Origin of the sequence: Nonomuraea sp. NPDC048901 (genome assembly GCF_040649695.1) — a bacterium.
Taxonomy (GTDB): Bacteria; Actinomycetota; Actinomycetes; order Streptosporangiales; family Streptosporangiaceae; genus Nonomuraea.
Genome location: NZ_JBEZFW010000006.1, coordinates 499,192 through 520,191, shown reverse-complemented (window position 1 = coordinate 520,191; position 21,000 = coordinate 499,192). Strand labels below are relative to the sequence as shown.

Sequence of the window (21,000 nt, the reverse complement as noted above, 5' to 3'; positions counted from 1 at the left end):
CGAACGGGGTCAACAATGCGCACGTCGCGGCGGCCGACCCCGTAAACCGCAGGAGCGTGCCCCTGGACGGGGCCCGGCCACGTATGGCGGGTGGGGCTGGCCGCTGCCGGCCGTAAAAGAAAACTAGTCGTTCAGGTGCTGGCGGAGGTAGGAGTCGACGGCGTCGAGGGAGATGCGCTGCTGAGCCATCGTGTCACGCTCGCGGATCGTGACCGCCTGGTCCTCGAGCGTGTCGAAGTCGACCGTGATGCAGAACGGCGTGCCGATCTCGTCCTGGCGCCGGTAGCGGCGGCCGATCGCGCCCGCGTCGTCGAACTCGACGTTCCACCGCCGGCGCAGCTGCGCGGCCAGGTCGCGGGCCTTCGGCGACAGGTCGGCGTTGCGCGACAGCGGCAGCACCGCGGCCTTGACCGGGGCGAGCCGGTGGTCGAGCCGCATCACCGTGCGCTTCTCCATGACCCCCTTGGCGTTGGGCGCCTCGTCCTCGCTGTAGGCGTCGAGCAGGAACGTCAGCGTGGCCCGGTCGACACCCGCCGCCGGCTCGATGACGTAGGGCACGTAGCGCTCGCCCGTGTCCTGCTCGAAGAAGCTCAGGTCGACGCCCGACGCCTTGGAGTGGGCGGTCAGGTCGAAGTCGGTGCGGTTGGCGATGCCCTCGAGCTCACCCCACTCACCGCCCGCGAAGTTGAAGCGGTATTCGACGTCGACCGTGCGCTTGCTGTAGTGGGACAGCTTCTCCTTGGGGTGCTCGTAGAGCCGGAGGTTGTCCTTGTTGATGCCCAGATCGGAGTACCAGCGGAAGCGCTCGTCGATCCAGTATTGGTGCCACTCCTCGTCGCTGCCCGGCTTGACGAAGAACTCCATCTCCATCTGCTCGAACTCGCGGGTGCGGAAGATGAAGTTGCCCGGCGTGATCTCGTTGCGGAAGGACTTGCCGACCTGGCCGATGCCGAACGGGATCTTCTTACGCGCCGACTGCTGCACGTTGAGGTAGTTGATGAAGATGCCCTGCGCGGTCTCCGGGCGCAGGTAGGCCAGACCCGACTCGTCCTCGATCGGGCCGAGGTAGGTCTTGAGCAGGCCGCTGAACTGCTTCGGGTCGGTGAAGGCGCCCTTGTTGCCGCAGTTGGGGCAGGTGATGTCGGCCAGGCCGTTCTCGGGCGCCTTGCCGTTCTTCTCCTCGTATGCCTCGAGGAGGTGATCGGCGCGGTAGCGCTTGTGGCACGACTGGCACTCGGTCAGCGGGTCGGTGAAGGTCTCCACGTGACCGCTGGCCTGCCAGACCTCGCGGGCCAGGATGACGCAGGAGTCGAGGCCCACCACGTCGTCGCGCGACTGGACCATCGACAGCCACCACTGCCGCTTGACGTTGTTCTTCAGCTCGACGCCCAGGGGACCGTAGTCCCACGACGCGCGCAGTCCGCCGTAGATCTCGCTCGACGGGTAAACGAGCCCGCGGCGTTTGGCGAGGCTGACGATCGTGTCCATGACGTCTGTGCGTCGTGCCATTTTGGTTGCGTCTCTTTCCGGCTGGAGGTCGGCGAAGGGAATGGGTGAGCTCCCAGCTTAGGGGACGCTCACGAGCCCTCGCGCGCGAGTATTTCTACTCGCCGTCTTGAAGATAGACGTCCTCGAACGCGCTTGGTTCATTGACCATGAGGATCATCAGGGGATACATCGCCATCCGCGCCGCGGACAGGGCCCTGCGGTAGAACCCGGCGCCCTCCCACTCACTGACCAGCGCCCACAGGTTGGGCTCATCGACCGAGCGGGCCAACCGGCCGCGCAGGAATCCGGGCTGGTCGGCCAGTGTCTGAAGGATGACATGGGCTTGCTTGACGAAGTCTTGGGACTGGGACTCTGGGACGGTGTAACGGATGACGGCGAGCACGCACACCAGGATGTCAGACGATTACGTACCGCTGGGCGATTCCAGTCCCTGACCTGCCCGCACCCACTGACCGATTCGGGCGCTCCGACCGCCCACCTGCTGTTCGATGGGGACGGGGCTAGGCTCGGGCCGTGGCCACCAATGACAACCGCCGCGGGAATGCCCGGCGGCCGCTTCCCGCCGGCGAGCAGTTCTTCACACCCGGCGCGACCGGCCTGCGCAAGGCGGTCGAGGAGCGCAGCGCGACTCCGATGACGTTCCTGTTCACGCAGGTGCCCAAGTGGGCGGCGCCCGCCGTGCTGGTGGTGCTGCTGCTGACCGGGTTCGCCGTGGACAGCTGGCTGGGCGGCGTGGCGGTGCTGCCGGTGCTGGGGTTCGTGGGCTGGCTGGCGTACCTGTCCTGGCCGTCGCTGGGGCTCGGCGGGCGGCTGCTGCGGGTCGTGATGCTGGCCTTCCTGCTGGTCCTCGCGGCCGACCGCTTCGGAGTGTTTTAGCCGGAGATTTTGACAATCATTTTCATTTTCCCCATAATCGGGGGCGTGATGTCCCGAACGCCCCTAATCGGTGCTGCCATCCTCGCGACCACCCTGACGGCCGCCGCGTGCTCCAACACCGGCGCGGCTGAGACGGCGGCGCCCGGCAAGCCCGCCGTGATCGCCGCCTTCTACCCGCTCCAGTGGCTCACCGAGCAGGTCGGCGGCCCCGACGTGAGCGTGTCGGTCCTGACCGCCCCCGGTGTCGAACCGCACGACCTGGAGCTGGGCGCGCACCAGGTGGCCCAGCTCGAAGACGCGACCCTGACCGTCTACATCAAGGGCGTCCAGCCCGCCGTGGACGACGCGGTCGACCAGGACAAGAGCTTCGACGCCGCGACCGCCGTCAAGACGCTGCCCGCCGGCGAGCACGCGGAGGGTCACGACATCGGCTACGACCCGCACCTCTGGCTGGACCCGTCCCGCCTGGCCACCGTCGCCGCCAAGCTCGGCGAGCGACTGGCCGCCGCCGACCCCGCGCACGCCCAGGGCTACCGGGACCGCGCGGTCAAGACGGCGGGCGCCCTGGGGACCCTCGACCAGGAGTACGCCAAGGCCCTGACCACCTGCGGGACCAAGACGCTGGTCACCGCCCATGAGGCGTTCGGCTATCTGGCCGACCGCTATCACCTCAAGCAGATCGGCATCACCCTGGACCCGGAGACCGAGCCCTCCCCCGCCCGCATCGCCGAGGTCGCCAAGCTGGCCAAGGACGAGAAGGTGACCACGATCTTCACCGAGGCCCTGGTCAGCCCCAAGGTCTCCGAGGTGCTGGCCAAGGAGGTCGGCGCGCGGACGGCGGTGCTCGATCCGCTGGAGAGCAAGCCGTCGGGCGACTACCTGTCGGGAATGCGCGACAACCTGAAGACCTTGCAGACCGCATTGGGGTGTACGGCATGACCGGCGCATTGGGGTGTATGAGATGAACGGCACATTGGGGCGTACGGCATGAGCGGCACAGGTGAGACCGCCTTCGCCATGACCGGCGGCCGGGTGAGCCTGGACCGGCGCGACATCCTGCGCGGCATCGATCTCACGATCTGCCCCGGCGAGGTCGTGGCCCTCATGGGCGCCAACGGCTCCGGCAAGTCCACGCTGGTGCGCGCCCTGCTGGGCCTCACTCCGCTCTCGGGCGGCCAGACCCTCCTGTACGGCACACCGCCCGCGAAATTCCGCGACTGGTGGCGCATCGGCTACGTACCGCAGCGCCTGGCCGTCGGCGGCGGGGTGCCCGCCACGGTCCGGGAGGTCGTGACCTCCGGCCGTGTGGCCAGGCAGAGCCGGCTGCGCCGTACCAGCGCCGCGGACAAGGCGGCGGCGGCGAGCGCGCTCGAGGCCGTCGGGCTGGCGGACCGGGCGGGCGACCCGGTGCAGTCGCTGTCCGGCGGCCAGCAGCAGCGGGTGCTCATCGCCCGCGCGCTGGCCGGCGAACCCGACACGTACGTCATGGACGAGCCCACCGCGGGTGTCGATGCCGACACTCAGCAGCTGCTCGCCGATACGCTGGCCACGCTGGTGCTGAACGGCAAGACCATCGTGCTCGTCGCCCACGAGCTCGGCCCGCTCGAGCCGCTCATCACCCGCGGCGTGGTGGTCCGTGAGGGCCGGATCGCGCACGACGGCAGACCACCACGGCCCGAGGGCGACTGCGCCCGGCCGGGACACGAACACGTGCACCCGCACGCCACCGAGGCGAGCGCGGGACCGCTTTCCGGATGGCGGGGAGAGCCATGATCGAGTTGTTGGGCACGCAGTTCTTCCAGCTGGCGCTGATCGCGGCGCTGCTGGTGGGGCTCTGCGCGCCCGCCGTCGGCACGTTCATCGTCCAGCGCAGGCTCGCGCTGCTCGGCGACGGCATCGGGCACGTGGCGCTGACCGGTGTCGCGCTGGGCTTCCTGACGGGCCAGGCGCCCGTGCTCACCGCCGTGGCCGTGGCCGTCATCGGCGCCGTGGCCATCGAGCTGGTACGGGCGCGCGGGCGCACCAGCGGCGACGTCGCGCTGGCGCTGCTGTTCTATGGCGGCATCGCGGGCGGCGTCATGCTCATGAGCATCGCGCCGGGTGGCAGCAACGCCAAGCTGAACTCCTACCTGTTCGGCGCCATCGCCAGCGTCACCATCGAGGACATCTGGATCATCGGCGCGCTGGCCGTCGCGGTGATCGCGGTGGTCGTGATCTTCGGCAGGGAGCTGTTCGTGCTCTGCCAGGACGAGGAGATGGCCAGGGCCAGCGGCCTGCCGGTGCGCTTCCTCAGCCTGCTGATCGCCGTCACGGCCGCGCTGACCGTCGTCATCGCCATGCGCGTGGTCGGATTGCTGCTGGTCAGCGCGCTGATGGTGATCCCGGTGGCGACCGGTCAGCAGCTCACCAGGGGGTTCCGCTCGACGATGGCGCTGGCCATGCTGTTCGGCGTCGTCGCGGCGGTGGGCGGGCTGCTCGCCTCGACGCTGTCCGCCAGGGTGCCGCCGGGCGCCGCGATCGTGCTTCTTGCCCTCTGCGGCTTCGTCCTGGCCCTCGGTGTCGGTAAGTTCGTACGGCGAGGCAGACCCCAGGAGTCCACAGTGAGCGAGCGATCCACCATGCGCGTCGAGGAGGTCGCACGATGATGTCCACGAGACGCGACGCCGTGCACGACACCCTCCGCCAGAGCAAGAGCTTCCGCAGCGCCCAGGACGTCTACGCCGAGATGCGCGCCCACGGCGCCAAGATCGGCCTGACCACGGTCTACCGGGCGCTGCAGGCGCTGGCCGACGGCGGTCACGTCGACGTGCTGCGCACCGACGACGGCGAGTCCGTCTACCGCGCGTGCGCCAGCGGCGACCACCATCACCACCTGGTGTGCCGCCGCTGCGGCCGGACCGTCGAGGTGGCCGGTCCCGCCGTCGAACGCTGGGCGGAGACGGTCGGCTCCGAGCACGGCTTCACCGAGATCACTCACACGGTCGAGGTGTTCGGCACCTGCTCCGGCTGCTCGGCCTCGGTGCGGGCGGGCTGAGCGCGCCGCGAGCCGTACAGGACGCCCAAGACGATCACCCCGCACCCGGCGAGCTGGAGCGGCGACGGGTGCTCTCCGAGCAGCACCGCCGACAGCCCGACCGTCGTCATCGGCTGGACGAGCAGGAGCAGCGCGGTGAGCGCGGCGGGCTGCCTGGGCAGCGAGTACGCGATCAGCGACCAGCCGGCCACCTGCGGCCCGAGCGCGAGCAGCAGCAGCCAGCCGTGCGCCGGCCAGCTCGGGACGAAGTCGGCGCCCCCGAACACCGGGCTCAGCGCGGCCATCCCGACCGTGGCCACGGCGGTGGCGTGCGTCAACGGCCCGACCGTACGCCCCGAACCGCCCTTCAACACGAGCAGGAACCCCGCGTACGAGATCGAGGTGGCCACACCCGTCACGACCCCGAGCAGCGGGTTCGCCCCATACGCCGCGCTGTCGAACACCCCCGAGATCAGCACCACCCCGGCGAACACCACCGGGGTGGCCATCATCAGCCGGTTCGACGGCCGCTCACGGAACAGCGCCCACGCCGCGAAGGCCACGATGAAGACCTGCAGATTGCCCAGTACGGTCGCCAGCCCCGCGCCCACGTACTTGATAGCGTGGTGCCAGAACAGCAGGTCGAACGCGAACAGCACGCCCGCCAGCCACGCCAGATTGCGGCTGCGGGCCGGGAGGGGCCCCAGCCTCCGCCGTTCGAGCCAGGCCAGCACCAGCATCGGCGGCAGCGCGTACGCGCACCGGAAGAACGCCGAGGTCGCCGGCGAGACCCCCGACAACCGGACCAGCGGCGCGGAGGTGGAGATGATCAGCGCACCCGCGATCGCAATCAGCACGATACGACGATGTGCACCCACAGAAACCCCCGAGCTCCTTGGAGCGAGATACGCTGCGACCACGCTAGAGCCGGTCGTCGACAGGAGTCAACATGCCGTTTGGCCATGACATGGTGCATTCGCTGGCCACGGTGGTAGAGCTGGTCAACACGTCCCCGTCGACCGGCGGAGACGACGGCCTGGCCGAGCTGGCCGACCTGCACGCGTTCGTCGAGTCGCGGCAGGTCAGCGGCATCGGCGCGCTCACGGCCCGCGACCTGGGGCAGGTGCGACTGGTGCGAGAGGCGTTCCACCGCGTCTTCACCGCCCCGGACCAGCCGACGGCCGTACGACTGCTCAACACGCTCCTGTCGGGGACCCGCATCACGCCCCGGCTGACGGAGCACGACGGACATCCGCTGCACATGCACTACTTCGCCCCGGACGCGACACTTTCCGAGCACCTGGCGGCGGACTGCGGGGTGGCGCTGGCGCACCTGGTGGTGGACGAGGAGTGGGAACGGCTGCGAACGTGTTCGGCACCTGATTGCGACCGGGTGTTCGTGGACGAGTCCCGCAACCGATCCCGTGTCTACTGCGACAGCCGTACCTGCGGAAACCGGATGCACGTGGCCGCCTATCGGGCTCGGCGGCGGGCCTGACACAGCTCGGTCATCGCGATCGGGGCGCGCTACGCGCGGGTGGCGCTCAGGCGTGCTTCCCAGGGGGCTCCGCCCCCTTCGGCCCCCTCCTCGCTGACGCTCGCGCTGTGCCCATCGGGGCTCCGCCCCGAACCCCGGGCGGTGGCCTGCCGGCCCCCGCGCCCCCGGACGTGAGCCGCCTTGTCATCAAGGTCTCTGGCCAAGTGCTAGTGGCGACTCGTGGCCTGCGTAGGGTGTCGCGTGATGATCACAACTACATGAGCCGTCTTACGTCACGGCTTTGCGGCCCAAGCTGGCGACGCCGTCGGAAGCGCGAGCGTGGAAGGCCGTACGAGAGTTGGCCCCGCATCCGGTGCCCGCAGCGGCCAGCCCTGCCACGGCGCCTGCCCGCAACGCGCCTCTCCTGTTGATCGCAGCACTGAGCATGAGGCGATCCTGGGCGTTCCGGCCGCATGAGGAACAGGGGTGTTGCAGGTTCCCGCAACAGGCTTGACCTCGGTTGATGTAGCGAAAGTCAGCGGGGGTCTGGTGATATTTGCATCTGTCGGCCGACGCATCTCCCAGACATGGTGGGCGCCACAAGCTGATCGACGGAGGAAACGGAGTGCCTGGTATGGCCAAGCTCATCGTCTGCAACATCATGTCTCTTGACGGCTTCTACGCGGCGGCGGACGGCAACCCGCTCGTGCTGTCGATGGACGCCGCGTTCGACGCCTACAACCTGGAGCGGATCCAGGCCGCCGGCTCGCTGTTGCTCGGCGCCAACTCGTACCAGATGTTCATGGGGTTCTGGCCCGCCCAAGCGGACAACCCCGAGACGTCCACGGTGAACCAGCAGTTCGGCGCGATCTACGGGCGGATCGAGGTCAGCGTCGTGTCGGACTCGCTCACGGACTCGGACATCGCGTCGTGGGCGGACCGGACGACCGTGGTCAAGCGCGCCGACGCCGAGGGGTGGGTCAAGGAGCTCAAGCAACGTACCAGCGGCGACATCGTCACCTTCGGCAGCCGGATCACCTGGAACGCTCTGCTCCGCGCCGGGCTCGTCGACGAGTTGCACCTGATCGTGGGGGCGAAGGCGCTCGGCGAGGGGACGCCGATCTTCACTCAGCCGGTCGAAGGGCTCACCGTCGCGGAGGTCCGCAGCCTCGACGGCTCCGACAACGTCCTGCTGCGCTATGCCACGACCGGCTGAGCCGGCGGAAATGTGGCAAGAAGCCGAGTCGTCCGAGGGAGATCCTTCGGGCGACCCGGCTTCTGATCGGGTGGCCCGCCCGGTCCACCGTGACGCCACTGCCTCGACATCCCGAATGCCTCGACAGCGCCGGGCCTCGCGATGCGGATCTGGCGGTGCAACAGCACAACTGCTCAGGTCTGGGACGACACCTTCTGAGCCGGCGGTGGCACGATCGGTCGACGTGAGCCGATCTACTGCACGATGATCGCGTCCGCTATAGTCTGCCGATCCCGTCGGATGTCGAGGCCGTACTTGCAGGAGGTGTGCAGCAGATGCGCAGGACCGTTCAGCGGCAAGGCCGCAACTCTGCTATCACCCACCACCTCCCCTCAAGCCGGAGACATCGTGTCGATTCGCATCACCCCTCTTATTGACCCCAAGCTCACCTCATCCAGCCGACGCCTCGCCTGGCTGGCCACCCGATCCACCGGCGTTCCCGTCGGGTCGGCTTTTCTGCGCCTGTTCACCAGGGCGGGCCAGGATCATCTGGCCGAGCTCGATCTCCACGTCCACCCGGCCGAACAGCGCGTCGGTGTTGGTTCTCTCCTGTTGACGGCCGCGCTGGCCGCGGCCCGCGATGCGGGCCGACGCTCCGTCATCGCGGAAGCAGAGCCTGGCTCGCCGGGAGAGGCCTTCCTGTCGGCACACGACTTCCGCAAAGTGCTGACCCTGACCTACACGCGACTGCCACTGGCGCAGGCCGACCTCGCCGGCCTTCGGGAGATCGTCAGCAGCCCGCACCTCGGGTACCGGTTGGTCGCGTGGGACGGGATGGTGCCCGACGAACTGGCTGATACGTTCGCCGCGGCCCGCTGCGCCATGGACGACATGCCGATGGACGACACCGACTACGGCAGCGTGCATTGGGACGTCGACCGCGTACGGGAGGCGGTGCAGACGATCGAGAACCGAGGCGATCTGCTCCACACCGTGGCTGCCGTCGCCGAGTCGGACGGTTCCGTCGTCGGCTTCACCGAACTGGTCGTCCCAGGGGACGGCAAGGGCGATGCCCAGCATTACAGCACCGGCGTGCTGCCTGAACATCGCGGGCACGGCCTGGCCCGCTGGATGAAGGCCGAGGCCATCCGGCAGGCCCGCGAGCGCTATCCGTACCTCGATGGCCTGTTGACCGACACGGCCGACAGCAACCGTCCGATGCGCGCCATCAATGACGCGCTCGGCTACATGCCGACCCATCAGAGGGTGACACTCCAGCTCGCCCTGTAGCGGAGCCGTAGCGGACGAGCGTCTGTTCGTCGCTGTTGTTTCGGACCGTGACGTGCTCAGCGGTGATGCACTGATGCGACGGCGTACAAGTGGGGGTCGAATCCGTCTGCCAGGGCGGCGGCCTGGCGCATGTGCACCTGAGCGGCTGGGGTGCCGAGCATGGCCTGGAATGCCTCCGCGGTCTCCCACTGGGCGTAGTTGACCACCCTGGTGCCGTCGTCGCTGGCGTGGATGTTGGCGGCGACGAATCCGGGGAGGTGCTGCATGACCTCCTCGGTGGCGGTGACCAGCAGGTCGACGAGCTCGCGCTGACGGTCGGCCTGGACGGTGAAGACATTGATCAGGGTCGCCACCGGGGCGTCGACGGTGATGGTGGTGGTCGCGGGCACGGCTTCTCCTCATGTCAGGTTCCTTACATGGTGGATTATGTGTAAGGTTCCTGTCATGAGTCAAATGGATGTCCGTCAGCGCGTCGGCTATCTGGTCAAGCAGGTGAGCCAGGCCTTCCGCGGCGCGTGCGAGGAGCGCTTGCGCGAGATGGGCCTGTCCATGTCCCAGTACGCGGTGCTGCGGGCACTGGCCGACGCGCCCGGCGCCCCGGCGGCCGAACTGGCCCGACGCACCTTTGTCACTCGGCAGTCCCTGCGGGACGTGCTCGCCGGGCTCACCCGGGCGGGGCTGGTCTCCGTCGCCACGCAGCCGACCTCAGGTCGAGCCCTGCCGGTCACCCTCACCGATGCGGGTCAATCCCTGCTCGACCAGGCCCACAGCGTTGTGCTCGACGTGGAGGAACGCATGATCACCGACCTCCCGCCAGGCGAGGTGGAACAGCTGGCCTCCCTGCTCACCGCCTGCGCACGAAACCTGGCCTGACACCGCCGCCGGCACAAAGCGCAAATCGGTCTGCGTATTCATGCAGGCCGATTTAAGGATCTGCGTCAGTGGTGAGCACCTCCGCCCACGCCGCTTTACCGCCAAGGCCATCGTATGGTCTGCGTAGCGGGGATGTGTTCGTGTCCTACCTGACTACCGGGACCCCGGCTCACGTGGTGGTGAAAGGCGGCTACCTGCTCAAGGCCCCGGACTTGTGCGCGGCACGGATCGCCCCTTGCTCATGCGCAGGATCAAGGCAACCGCGTCCTCCGAGTGGACTGCTGAAGTCAGAACCTCCTGCAAGAGCAGGCCACGAATCGCGGCAATGGTGACGGTGGCCACATCCCGCGCTTCCTTCGTGTCGAGCCCTTCGCGTTCCGCGAGAGAGGCCAGCATGTTGGTCAGGTCGTCGAGCGAGTCGATGAACTCACGAAAGTCCTCTGGGCTGTACGCGGCCAGTCCGACGACGTAGAAGAAGCCGCGGGCACGCGGCAGCTGCTCTGGCCGGGTGTAAGTACGCCAGATCGCCACAACGAAATCGTCGAAGGTGCCCTGCTGGGCGGCCTCCAAAAGTGCCTCGTTGTCACGGGATCGCTGCGCCTTGAGCATGGTGGCCAAGACGCCCGAGAGTGACCCGAAGTGGTATCGCAACAGGGCGTGGCTGGTCTCGATCCGGGCGGCGATCTCACGGAGCGACATCTCCGGCGAGGGAAGGGCCTCGCCGAAGGCGTCGAGAAGCCGTGCCAGGAGTCGCTCGCGCGCGCTGCCCTTGCGTTCCGAGGTTGACAGGATCACTCCCACAGTTTATCCATTGGAAAAGAAGGATTGGCGGTTCCGTGTTGCTTCGCACATGGTCGCAGTCAGCTCGCAACGGCGGAGGATCGACTATGGGACCTGCTCATGTAGTCGGCGCGGCGGTCATCGACGGATCGGGGCGCGATCCCAGCAACCTCGACATCACCATCGAGAACGGCCGCATCACCCAACTCGGTGCCTCCAGCGCGCACGGCGAGCGTCTCGATGCCGAGGGATTGACGATGACGCCCGGCCTGATCGACGCTCACGTCCACCTGGGCCTGTCGAGCCCGATCCAGCCGCACTTCTCGTTTCAGATAAGCGCCGCCGAGATCGCGGCGGACATCTTCGCCACGGCCGGCGCGACGCTCGACGCCGGCTTCACCACCGTTCGCGACACCGGCGGGATCGACGGCGGTGTCGTCACCGCGATCGCGAAGGGCAAGGTCAGAGGGCCGCGCGTCCTGTCGTGCGGCCCTGTTCAGTGCCAGATCGGCGGGCACGGCTACTACGGAGCCGAATGGGAACCCACCGAGCTGTGGAGCAGCCACCACATCCCGGGCCTGTGCGCCCTCTCCATGATGGCGGGCAACGCGGACGAGCTGCGACACAACGTCCGCGAAGCCTTCCGCCGTGGAGCCTCCTTCCTGAAGCTCTGCGTGACCGGCGGAGTGGTGGGCGCACATGATCGACTGACCGACACCCAGTTCACCGTCGAAGAGATCGCTGTTGCAGTTCAAGAAGCTGCGGCACGGAACACCTATGTGACAGTTCACGCCCACAACAACGAGGGCATACGAAATGCGGTCGAGGCCGGGGTGTGCTGTGTCGAGCACGGCACTAGCCTCGACGAATCCACAGCGACCCTGATGGCCGCTCGCGAGGTTGCCCTCGTGCCCACGTTCGCTGTCGTCGAGCAACTGCTGCACGACACCGCCGGAGCAGGTCTCGCCGAGTCGACCCGCGACCGAGCCAAGGGCGCACGCGAGCAGATGACGAAGGCGCTCGCTGTCGCCAAGCACGCAGGAGTACGGATCGGGCTCGGTTCCGATCTCATCGGTCCGGCCCAGGACCGTCGCGGCAAAGAACTCAGCCTGCGCGCAGCCCTCGAGACGCCGATGGAAGCGCTCGTGGCGGCGACCCAGACCAACGCCGAGATCCTCCGCCTGTCCGGCCAGGTGGGTGTCATCACTCCCGGCGCGCAGGCAGACCTCGTTCTTTGGAACGGCAACCCGCTCGAAGACCCAGAACTGTTCTCCGACCCCACCAACGCCGTCCTCGTAATCCAGGCCGGCCAAATCGTAAAGGACCTCAGATGAGCACCATGTGGCAGGGCTGCCTCGCCCACACCGACTACTTTGAGGTGCGCTCCAGCGGTGGGCACGACTACGGCGTCTGGGTCACCACGCCACCGCGCTACGACCCTGCCGCGGCGCAAGCGCCTGTCGTGTACGTGCTCGACGGCAACTGGGCCGTGGGCATGACCGCCCCACTCATCGTCACGCAACTGGACCCCATGCAGTCGATTCAGCCCTACGTCCAAGTCAGCGTGGGTTACGCAGGCGAGGAAGCAGAGCACTGGGAGCGGTTGCGCAACCGCGACCTCGTGCCCCCCGGCGAACCCATCGCGAAGGAGTACATCGATGCGGTGGAGATGGGGGTCGAAGCGGGCACGATGACTCGCGAGCAAGCCGACGCCTACCTCGCTGAATTGAGCGACAGCCGCGGGGATATGTTCCTGAACTTCCTTACCGACGATCTACACCCGCGGATCGAACGCGACTACGGCACTGCCCCGAGCGGTCACGGCCTCTTCGGCTATTCCTACGGCGGACTCTTCAGTCTCTACTCCTGGCTCACCAATAGCACCTTCTTCGAGAGCATCGGCGCGGGCAGCCCCGGCATTGTCAATGCAGACAGTCAGGTCTTCGCTCGTCTTCAAGCAATGGGTGACACCCTGCCTGCTACCAAGCTTCACGTGACCTTCAACGACCGAGAGATCCTCGGAGACGTGGCGGTCTACCAGAATCTCGCGAAGAACGCGGCCACGTTCCTTCACCGCCTCACCTCACGCAGCGGATCCGTCACCAGCGCACTCATGCACGAAACGCACGTGACTGGGCTGCAGGCCTCGTTCCTCAGCTACCTCAGGACCTGCCGTGCCCTGTAAGCGCGAACGCCGCGGTTTGTGCAACCGCCGCGCTGGGTGGCCGCACTCCTCGTCAGTGCCATCTTGAATCCCTGTGCCACCATGTTTCCCTCACCCAACAGTCAGCCGAATCCTGCGCTGACCTAGGCGGAACATCCCTTCAGGGTCATGACGGCGATGATGGCCGCGGGCCTCTGCGAACTGGCTGTTCGGCGGCGAGGACGGTACCGATGGGAAGGGATGCAGCTCGCTGCGATGACGCCAAAGGAGTTGTTTCCGGCGGGCTGAATCCGCGACGGCAGTCGAGTGCACCGGTCCGCGACGGCGCGGACGTCGCCGGCGCGGTCGAGGAACAGCTCCGCGGTGGCGAAGACGATGGGATCGGTGTTCAGGAGCCGGCCCACCATCGAGTCGAGCTGGCCCGGAAGCCAAGACGGACGGGGAGGCCGGCGAGTAGCCGGTAGACCTGAGTTCCCGAACTCGACAACCGGCCGGAACATCGGCATGGTGTCAGCGACCCGGGCCGCCTGTACCGCGCCCCGGTAGGACAACGTCACCTCGGCGAGTGTGGGTACCGCAGGTCCCACTCTCACGACGACGTGGTGTCCGTTACCTGTGTTGTCGAGCAGCCGTGCGCCGCGCCATGCAGCGCGGTCGGCAACTCGGGGCAGCGGCGCCGGGCCGGTTCGGTGGTGACCAGAACTCCGCGGGTCGGCCCCACCGCGACCACCGCCTGAAGGTTCCTACAAAGCAGGCTGAGCCCGGCGCGTGCGGGCCTGGCGCACATGTGACCGCATTGCCGGCGGCCTGGACCACCGCGGTGCCGCCCGCCGCGGCCAGAGCCACCAATGCCTCTTCCAGCATCCTTGCCCCCTCGCTCGCACATCCGGCCCTGGGACCGTACCGCCGCTTCGGCGCACGTGGAACGGCTACGCCGAAAGAGGTCTGTCCACGGCTGTGCCCAGCTCGCCGGACTGGTCGTCGACCTGGCGGACTGAACCGCTGCGAGCTCGGCGGCGCATGAGGCCCCACCGACGGAGGTGAACGTCACGACCGAGATCTGAACCGGGCCGTACACCCACCTGGCCAGCCCGAACAGCGGTGAGTCGACCGGCAGCGGTTCGGGGTCGGTGACGTCGAGGATCGCGCTGAGCCGCCCGCTCACGCATTCGGCGGTGAGCGCGCCGGTGTCGATCAGGCTGCCTCGGGCGGTGTTGATGACCGTGGCGTGGTCGGGAAGCAGCGCGAGGCGGTCGGCGTTCAGCAGGTTCCGGGTCTCGGGCAGCGACGGCGCGTGCAGGGTCACGATGTCGCTGCGGTGCAGCAGGTCGGGCAGCGGAACGAGGGTCGTGCCGAGGGCCTGGGCGTCCGCCTCGGTGGCGTAGGGGTCGCTCGCGAGCACGGTGAGGTCGAAGGACCGCAGCAGGTGTGCCACCCGCCGGCCGGTATGCGACAGGCCGACGATACCGACGACGCGTCGGTAGTTGGACCGACCACCCCCCACAACTGCTTGGCTGCGACGCAGGTCAGAGACGGGTTCGTTGTTTTTTCCGCGATTGCTACCGGGACCCCCAGCCATGAGGAGCGAAACCATGAGCATCCCGACCTTCCGTACGGCAGCCGTCCGCACCCCGACCGGACCCGACTCGATTGAGATCATCGACGTTCCCGTCGTCGAGCCCGGGCCCGGTGAGGTCCGGGTCATGATCGCCGCCGCGTCGGTCAATCCCGTCGACCTCGCGGTCGCCCGCGGCCTCTTCCATGCCATGGGGCTGGTCAACCAGCCCGAGCACACCGGCCTGGGCTGGGACTTCTCCGGGACTGTCGTCGCGACCGGCCCCGGCGTGGACCTGAGGGCCGGCACGCCGGTCGCCGGCCTGGTGGACGGCTTCGACCGCGACTTCGGCACCTACGCCGAACAGCTCGTCGTGCGGGCCGCCGACGTCACCGCCGTTCCCGGCGGGCTGGACTTGATCGCGGCGTCGACGGTACCGCTCAACGGGCTGGCCGCCGCCCAGATCATCGATCTCCTTGGTGACGCACCCAGCGACGGCGACCAGTTGCTGGTGACCGGGGCGGCCGGGGCGGTCGGGGGGTACGTCGTCTCGCTCGCGCGGGACCGCGGCTGGCAGGTGACCGGTCTGGCCAGAGCCGAGGACGAGGAGTTCATCCGGGGCCTGGGTGCCGGGTTCACCACGCACGCGGAGCCGGGCTGGGACGCGGTCGCCGACGGTGCGGTGCTGCAGGAGCGGGGCCTGGCCCTGGTCCGTGATGGCGGCATCTTCGTCGGCGTCCAGCCGAGCGCCAAGCCGGTCGCGGAGCGCGGGATCACCGTAGACGCCGTGGTCGTGCATCCCGACGGCGCTCGACTGGGCGACCTGCTCGCCCGCACCGCGTCCGGTGGGCTGCCGGCCCGAGTGCACGCGGTCATGCCGCTGGACCAGGTCGCCGAGGCCCACCGGGCCATGGCCAAGGGCGGAGTGCGCGGTCGTTACGTGCTCAAACCCTGACCAGCTCACCCAGCCGCCGGGCTCCGGATGCCCAGCTGGCTGGAAGGAGGCAATGCCGCGCGAACATGCCCGGTGTGCGGGCCGCGATGTGGATCTGCGGGAGAGCATGCCCGGCGAATGAGACAGAATCGGTGCCGTGCAGTTCGGGATCCTTGGGTCGCTTGAGGTGCGGACGGCCGCCGGTGAAGCGGTCGCCGTGGGTGGGCCGCGCCCTCGGGCGCTGCTCGCGTTGCTGCTGCTCGACGCCGGGCGGCTGGTCAGCGTGGAGCGGCTCATCGACGGTCAGTACGGCGACGACCCGCCCGCCGGGGCGGCCAACGCCATCCAGGCTCACGTCTCCCGGCTGCGCCGAAATCTGCCGGCCGGGTTGGTGGAGTTCCACGGCGCCGGTTATCGGCTGGCGGTGGAGGCGGAGGACATCGACGCGCACCGGTTCGAGCGGCTGGCCCGGGACGGGCGGAGGCTGCTGGCGGCGGGGCAGCACGAGTCGGCCGCGCGGGTGCTGAGGGAGGCGCTGGCCCTGTGGCGGGGGCCCGCGCTGGCCGATGTGGCCGACGCGCCGTTCGCCGCGCCGCAGGTGGCGCGGCTGGAGGAGGCGCGGCTCACGGCCAGGGAGGATCTGGCGGAGGCCGAGCTGGCCCTGCCCGGCGGGACCTCGGTCGCCGAGTTGCGCGAGCTGGTGGCGGCCCATCCGCTGCGCGAGCGGCCGCGCGGTCAGCTCATGCGGGCGCTGCACGCCTCCGGGCAGCAGGCCGCCGCGTTGGCGGTCTACGACGAGGTACGGCGGCTGCTGGCCGACGAGCTGGGGGCCGATCCCGCTCCTGAGCTGGCGGCCCTGCACCTGGCGATCCTGCGTGGCGAGGAACGGCGGGAGCAGGCTCCCCGGCGGCGGGTGCCCGTGCCGCTCAACCGGCTCGTCGGCCGGGAGGAGGAGCTGGCCAGGATCGTCGCGCTCGGCGACGCCCGGCTGATCACCATCGTCGGCCCCGGGGGCATGGGCAAGACGCGGCTCGCCGTCGAGGCCGTCCACCGGGCGGGTCCGGGCCGGGAGGCGGGGTTCGCCGATCTGTCGTCGGTCGACGACGGGCTTCAGGTGGCCCCGGCCGTGCTGGGGGCGCTCGGGCTGCGCGAGGCCGGGTTGCAGGTGCCCGCGCTGGACCGTCCCGACCCGGTCGACCGGCTCGTCGCCGCCCTCGCCGACCAGCCGGCGCTGCTCGTGCTCGACAACTGCGAGCACGTGGTGGCCGCCGCCGCCGAGCTGGTCCGGCGGCTGCTGGACGCCTGCCCCGGCGTCGCGATCATGGCGACCAGCCGGGAGCCGCTCGGGCTCACCGGCGAGATTCTGGTCCCCCTCGCGCCGCTCGCCGTGCCGCCGCCGGGCATCGATCCCGCCGAGGCCCTTACCTACCCGGCCGTACGGCTGTTCGCCGAGCGGGCCGCCGCCGTCCGGCCCGGGTTCACCGCCGATCCCGAGGTGATGGAGGTCTGCGCCGGGATCTGCGCCACGCTGGACGGCCTGCCGCTGGCCATCGAGCTGGCGGCGGCGCGGCTGCGTACGTTCACCCCGGCGGAGATCGCCGACCGCCTGAACGAGCACGGCCGCTTCAAGCTGCTCTCCCGCGGCGACCGTACGGCGGCGGCCAGGCACCGCACCCTCCACGCGGTGGTCGAGTGGAGCTGGAGCCTGCTCACCCCGCAGGAGCAGGAGGTGGCGAGGCGGTTCTCGGTGTTCGCGGGGGGAGCCTCGGTGGAGGCGGCCGAGTCCGTCTGCGGTGACGGCGACGTGCTGGCCGACCTGGTCGATAAATCGCTCATCGAGGCCGACGGCGGGCGCTACAGGATGCTGGACACGATCCGCCTGTTCTGCGCCGAGCGGCTGGCCGAGGCGGGAGAGCAGCGGCGGATCCGCGACGCGCACGCCGCCTGGTTCCTCGATCTGGCCCGGCGGGCCGACCCGTGGCTGCGGCGGGCCGAACAGCTCGACTGGCTGGCCAGGCTCTCCGCCGAGTACGACAACCTGCGGGCCGCGCTCCGGCACACCGTCGAGGACGATCCGGAGACGGCGTCGCGGCTGGTCGCGGCCCTGTCGGTGTACTCGTGGCTGAGCGGGCGGCGCGAACAGATCGCCTCGTCCGCGATGCGGCTGCTGCATCTGATGGGTGGCGAGCCGGTCGCGGGGCTGGAAGAGGAGTACGTCATGTGCGTGCTGCAGGCCGTACCGGAGGTGTCCCCCGAGCGGTGGGCGCGGGCCGTGGACATCATGACGACGCTGGACGGCGAGTTGCGGCACCCGTTCCTGGCCGTGCTGTGGGGCATGACGGCGGGCCCGGCAGACGCGGTGTCCACCCGGCGCCGCGGGCGACTGCTCGGCTCCGACCCGTGGAGCCGGGCCGTGTCCATGCTGGGAGAAGGGCTGATCCTCCTGCACGACGGCCAGGTGGCCGAGGGTGAGCAGCGGCTGGAGGAGACGCTGACCCGCTTTCGCGCCCTCGGCGAGCGCTGGGGGATGGCGCAGAGCCACGAATGGCTGGCGATGATCGCGAGCCGGCGCGGCGACTGGGCGGCCGCCAGGCGGCTCTGGGGCCAGGCCGTGGACCTGAACGGCCAGCTCGGCGCGGCGGACGAGCTGGTGGACGTGCTGTGCCGCAGGGCGGCGGGGCTGACGCGGGAAGGCGACCTGGACGGGGCCCGCGCCGATCTCGAACGCGCCACCGAGCTGGCCCGCCGGACGGGCATGTCGCGCGGGCTGCCGTTGCTGAACATGGCGTGGGGCGACCTGGCGCGGTTCTCGGGTCAGTACGACGAGGCGCGGGCCCGCTACACCGCCGTGCTGGACGCCGCCGTTCCCGGCTCGTACGCGACCGAGGGCATGAGGCCATTCGCCTGTACCGCGCTGGGCCGGCTGGCCGCGGCCGAGGGAGATCTCACCGAGGCCAGGCGCAGGCACGGGGAGGCGCTGGAACTGGCGCGCACGGTGGTGCCGACGGACGCGGCCGAGATCGCCGAGGGCCAGGCGGGGCTGGCGCTGCTCGACGGAGCGGCTGAGCGGGCGGCGTACCTGCTGGGTGTGGGGGTGGCGCTGCGCGGTACGACCGTCGCGGGTGATCGGGACGTCGCCATGGTCGCCGCGGCGGCGACCGAGCGGCTGGGCCCGGACGTGTTCGCCGCCCACTTCGCCACGGGAGCCGCGCTGAGCGCCGACGAGGCGCTGTCAGTCCTCGTCGGTTAAGGGGACGCACTGTCAGCCGGTTGTCCTCAGGGTGTCAGCGCGCCCCGCGAGAGTCGGGGACATGCAGAACACCAACGTCCTCATCTCCGGTGCCAGCGTCGGCGGCCCCGCCCTCGGCTACTGGCTCGCCCGCTACGGCTTCCGCGTCACGATCGTCGAGAAGGCCCCCGGCCTGCGCCCCGGCGGCCAGGCCGTCGACTTCAAGGGTGAGGTCCACATGACGGTCCTGCGCCGCATGGGCATCCTGGACGACGTGCGCCGCCTGCAGACCGGCGGTACCGACCAGGCCTTCGTCGACGCGCGCGGCCGGACGCTCGCGGTGATGCCCGGCGAGTTCAGCGGCGGCGAGCTGGAGATCCACCGCGGCGACCTGGCCCGCCTGCTCTACGACAGGAGTGTCGAAGCCGGCTGCGAGTACGTCTTCGGCGACTCGATCACCTCGCTCACTGAGACCCCGGGCGGGGTGCACGCCACCTTCGAGCGCTCCGCGCCCCGCACGTTCGACCTGGTGATCGGGGCCGACGGCATCCACTCGAACGTCCGGCGGCTGGTCTTCGGCCCCGAGTCGGACTACGTCGAGTTCCTCGGCCACTACTACGCCCTGGCCGAGGTGCCCGAGCGGTTCGGCGCGAACGCGAAGATGTACAACGAGCCAGGCAGGATGGTCGCCGCCGGCGGTCCCAAGGCGTCGGCCTTCTTCGTCTTCGCCTCCCCGCGCCTCGACTACGACCGCTACGACACCGAGGCGATGAAGCGGGTCGTCCTCGACGCCTACGCCGGGATGGGGTGGCGGACGCCCGAGATCCTGGACGCGGTGCGCCGCACCGGCGACTTCTACCTCGACTCGATCAGCCGGGTGAAGATCGACCGGTACTCCCAGGGGCGGGTGGCGCTGCTGGGTGACGCGGCCTACGCCAACACGCTGGGCGGGTTCGGGTCAGGGCTGGCGCTGGTGGGGGCGTACGTGCTGGCGGGTGAGCTGGCGGCGGCCAACGGCGACCACCGGGTGGCGTTCCGGCGGTACGAGGAGGGCTTCCGCGAGTACGCCAAGGTCTCGGAGAAGGGCAACGCCGGTCCGTGGCTGGCGCCTCCGTCGAAGGGGCGGATCCGGATGCGCAACTGGATGTTCAAGGCGAGCTTCATGCTCAAGCTCATGATGAAGATGGCGGACGACTTCGCCGAGAACATCGCCCTCAAGGATTACCCGTCGCTGGTCCGCGACCTGGCCAGGTGAGCGGGCGCGGCGGTGAGAGCACGGCTGAGGGCCCCGTCGGGGGCCTCTCAGCCGTGGCATCCGTCAGCAGGCGGCCTTGTCTGTCGCCGTGCCCTTCTCGCAGGCCGACTCCTGGGCCCGGCCGCGGAGCTGCGCCAGCGGGGAGTCCCCGGTGGACCTGAGCTGCGCCTGCCGGCCGTCGGTACCCAGGAGCTGGGCGGCACGGTCCTCGTCCGCGAGGGGGGCGACGAGCGCCGCCCCCGGCTTCTCCTCGACGAACACCCCCTGGCCGATCGGGAGCTGCACGGACGCCTGGTACGCCTGCGCCTGCGGCGACGCGGCCCGCCGCTTGACCCGGTCCAGGGCGTTGTCCACGTAGAACAGGCCGCGGCCGGCTGTGCCGATCGACTGGCGCAGGCCGTCGAGCGTCGTGCCGGTGGGCTGCTCGACCCGGAGCCGGATCTGTCCCCCGGTGTACCCGCGGCCGAGCTTGCCGGCGAGGACCTTGTCCACCTTGACCACGACGCTGGCCCAGCGGATCGCGGCCTCTTGGCTCTCGTATGGCACGACCCGCGGCGTCAGCGAGTCGTCGTCCGAGGCGTACGCGATGCCCGGCTCTACGCCGACGACCGTGCCCTCCACCAGCGCGGCGGCCGGGCGGAACGCGCCGGACGGCCGGGCGCCGGGGGTGATGTCCTCCAGGGAGTCGAAGAGGTACTGGCCCGTCCCACCCGCGTCCGTGTGGAGCTGGGACCAGAACGAGCGCTGCGGCTGCTGACCGGCCTGCGGGGCGGCCTGCTGGGCGCATCCGGTCAGCGCGGCGGTGGCGCAGGCGGCGACGGCCGTGAGGAGTTTGAGGTTTCGCATCGCC

21 protein-coding genes are annotated in these 21,000 nt (G+C 69.6%); 14 read left to right on the top strand and 7 right to left on the bottom strand.

Features of this window, described 5'->3' with window-relative positions; translation table 11 throughout:
* Positions 1-123: 123 nt before the first annotated feature.
* The gene (locus AB0C30_RS23690; protein WP_357947638.1) at positions 124-1,509 is read right to left on the bottom strand and encodes a glycine--tRNA ligase; all 1,386 of its coding nucleotides are present in this window, start codon (positions 1,507-1,509) and stop codon (positions 124-126) included.
* A 94-nt stretch (positions 1,510-1,603) separates the two neighbouring features.
* Positions 1,604-1,891 carry an antibiotic biosynthesis monooxygenase family protein gene (locus AB0C30_RS23685; RefSeq protein ID WP_357947635.1) on the bottom strand — a complete coding sequence of 96 codons (288 nt, stop codon included), beginning with the start codon at positions 1,889-1,891 and terminating at the stop codon, positions 1,604-1,606.
* A 131-nt stretch (positions 1,892-2,022) separates the two neighbouring features.
* Between AB0C30_RS23685 and AB0C30_RS23680 the strand changes: the two genes are divergently transcribed.
* Genes AB0C30_RS23680 through AB0C30_RS23660 form a run of 5 tightly spaced genes read left to right on the top strand, consistent with a single transcriptional unit; the run spans position 2,023 to position 5,419 of the window.
* A complete protein-coding gene (locus AB0C30_RS23680; RefSeq protein WP_357947632.1) occupies positions 2,023-2,385 on the top strand; it encodes a DUF6703 family protein in 363 nt (120 codons plus the stop codon).
* Positions 2,386-2,433: 48 nt separating this feature from the next.
* Positions 2,434-3,324, top strand: coding sequence for a metal ABC transporter substrate-binding protein (locus AB0C30_RS23675; protein ID WP_357948145.1), 891 nt, complete (start codon positions 2,434-2,436; stop codon positions 3,322-3,324).
* Between the two features lie 48 nt (positions 3,325-3,372).
* Positions 3,373-4,158: a metal ABC transporter ATP-binding protein gene (locus AB0C30_RS23670; protein ID WP_357947629.1), complete on the top strand. Its 786-nt coding sequence runs from the start codon at positions 3,373-3,375 to the stop codon at positions 4,156-4,158.
* Positions 4,155-5,030 carry a metal ABC transporter permease gene (locus AB0C30_RS23665; protein ID WP_357947626.1) on the top strand — a complete coding sequence of 292 codons (876 nt, stop codon included), beginning with the start codon at positions 4,155-4,157 and terminating at the stop codon, positions 5,028-5,030. Before AB0C30_RS23670 ends, AB0C30_RS23665 begins: the two co-directional genes overlap by 4 nt.
* Positions 5,030-5,419 (top strand): transcriptional repressor, encoded by a 390-nt coding sequence (locus AB0C30_RS23660; RefSeq protein WP_357948142.1) that lies wholly within the window; start codon positions 5,030-5,032, stop codon positions 5,417-5,419. Before AB0C30_RS23665 ends, AB0C30_RS23660 begins: the two co-directional genes overlap by 1 nt.
* Here AB0C30_RS23660 and AB0C30_RS23655 read toward each other — a convergent pair.
* On the bottom strand, positions 5,359-6,255 hold the full coding sequence (locus AB0C30_RS23655; RefSeq protein WP_357947623.1) for a DMT family transporter: 897 nt from the start codon (positions 6,253-6,255) through the stop codon (positions 5,359-5,361). The genes AB0C30_RS23660 and AB0C30_RS23655 overlap by 61 nt on opposite strands.
* Before the next feature lie 92 nt (positions 6,256-6,347).
* Between AB0C30_RS23655 and AB0C30_RS23650 the strand changes: the two genes are divergently transcribed.
* The 3 genes from AB0C30_RS23650 to AB0C30_RS23640 all read left to right on the top strand — a co-directional run bounded on the left by AB0C30_RS23650 (position 6,348) and on the right by AB0C30_RS23640 (position 9,360).
* Complete coding sequence (locus tag AB0C30_RS23650) at positions 6,348-6,896, top strand: CGNR zinc finger domain-containing protein (protein WP_357947619.1); 549 nt, start codon at positions 6,348-6,350, stop codon at positions 6,894-6,896.
* Positions 6,897-7,509: 613 nt separating this feature from the next.
* Positions 7,510-8,091, top strand: coding sequence for a dihydrofolate reductase family protein (locus AB0C30_RS23645; protein WP_357947616.1), 582 nt, complete (start codon positions 7,510-7,512; stop codon positions 8,089-8,091).
* A 387-nt stretch (positions 8,092-8,478) separates the two neighbouring features.
* Positions 8,479-9,360 (top strand): GNAT family N-acetyltransferase, encoded by an 882-nt coding sequence (locus AB0C30_RS23640; protein ID WP_357947613.1) that lies wholly within the window; start codon positions 8,479-8,481, stop codon positions 9,358-9,360.
* Between the two features lie 56 nt (positions 9,361-9,416).
* Here AB0C30_RS23640 and AB0C30_RS23635 read toward each other — a convergent pair whose 3' ends face one another.
* Positions 9,417-9,749, bottom strand: a complete 333-nt coding sequence (locus AB0C30_RS23635) for an antibiotic biosynthesis monooxygenase family protein (RefSeq protein WP_357947610.1) — start codon at positions 9,747-9,749, stop codon at positions 9,417-9,419.
* 55 nt (positions 9,750-9,804) lie between these two features.
* Here AB0C30_RS23635 and AB0C30_RS23630 point away from each other — a divergent pair, with 55 nt between their 5' ends.
* Entirely contained in the window at positions 9,805-10,233 is a 429-nt protein-coding gene (locus AB0C30_RS23630; protein WP_357947607.1) for a MarR family transcriptional regulator, read from the top strand.
* A gap of 198 nt (positions 10,234-10,431) precedes the next feature.
* Here AB0C30_RS23630 and AB0C30_RS23625 read toward each other — a convergent pair whose 3' ends face one another.
* Positions 10,432-11,028 (bottom strand): TetR/AcrR family transcriptional regulator, encoded by a 597-nt coding sequence (locus AB0C30_RS23625; protein ID WP_357947604.1) that lies wholly within the window; start codon positions 11,026-11,028, stop codon positions 10,432-10,434.
* A gap of 92 nt (positions 11,029-11,120) precedes the next feature.
* Here AB0C30_RS23625 and AB0C30_RS23620 point away from each other — a divergent pair, with 92 nt between their 5' ends.
* Both AB0C30_RS23620 and AB0C30_RS23615 read left to right on the top strand, forming a co-directional pair.
* Complete coding sequence (locus AB0C30_RS23620) at positions 11,121-12,347, top strand: amidohydrolase family protein (protein ID WP_357947601.1); 1,227 nt, start codon at positions 11,121-11,123, stop codon at positions 12,345-12,347.
* Complete coding sequence (locus AB0C30_RS23615; protein ID WP_357947598.1) at positions 12,344-13,198, top strand: alpha/beta hydrolase-fold protein; 855 nt, start codon at positions 12,344-12,346, stop codon at positions 13,196-13,198. Before AB0C30_RS23620 ends, AB0C30_RS23615 begins: the two co-directional genes overlap by 4 nt.
* 568 nt (positions 13,199-13,766) lie before the next feature.
* On the opposite strand, the gene AB0C30_RS23610 is transcribed toward AB0C30_RS23615, so the two are convergent.
* The gene (locus AB0C30_RS23610) at positions 13,767-14,756 is read right to left on the bottom strand and encodes an NAD(P)-dependent oxidoreductase (protein WP_357948140.1); all 990 of its coding nucleotides are present in this window, start codon (positions 14,754-14,756) and stop codon (positions 13,767-13,769) included.
* A 13-nt stretch (positions 14,757-14,769) separates the two neighbouring features.
* Here AB0C30_RS23610 and AB0C30_RS23605 point away from each other — a divergent pair, with 13 nt between their 5' ends.
* The 3 genes from AB0C30_RS23605 (at position 14,770) to AB0C30_RS23595 (ending at position 20,150) form a co-directional block, all read left to right on the top strand.
* Positions 14,770-15,687, top strand: a complete 918-nt coding sequence (locus AB0C30_RS23605; RefSeq protein ID WP_357947595.1) for an NADP-dependent oxidoreductase — start codon at positions 14,770-14,772, stop codon at positions 15,685-15,687.
* A 136-nt stretch (positions 15,688-15,823) separates the two neighbouring features.
* Positions 15,824-18,916 carry a BTAD domain-containing putative transcriptional regulator gene (locus AB0C30_RS23600; RefSeq protein WP_357947592.1) on the top strand — a complete coding sequence of 1,031 codons (3,093 nt, stop codon included), beginning with the start codon at positions 15,824-15,826 and terminating at the stop codon, positions 18,914-18,916.
* Between the two features lie 61 nt (positions 18,917-18,977).
* The gene (locus tag AB0C30_RS23595; protein ID WP_357947589.1) at positions 18,978-20,150 is read left to right on the top strand and encodes an FAD-dependent monooxygenase; all 1,173 of its coding nucleotides are present in this window, start codon (positions 18,978-18,980) and stop codon (positions 20,148-20,150) included.
* Positions 20,151-20,213: 63 nt separating this feature from the next.
* On the opposite strand, the gene AB0C30_RS23590 is transcribed toward AB0C30_RS23595, so the two are convergent.
* A complete protein-coding gene (locus AB0C30_RS23590) occupies positions 20,214-20,996 on the bottom strand; it encodes a hypothetical protein (RefSeq protein WP_357947586.1) in 783 nt (260 codons plus the stop codon).
* Between the last annotated feature and the right edge of the window lie 4 nt (positions 20,997-21,000).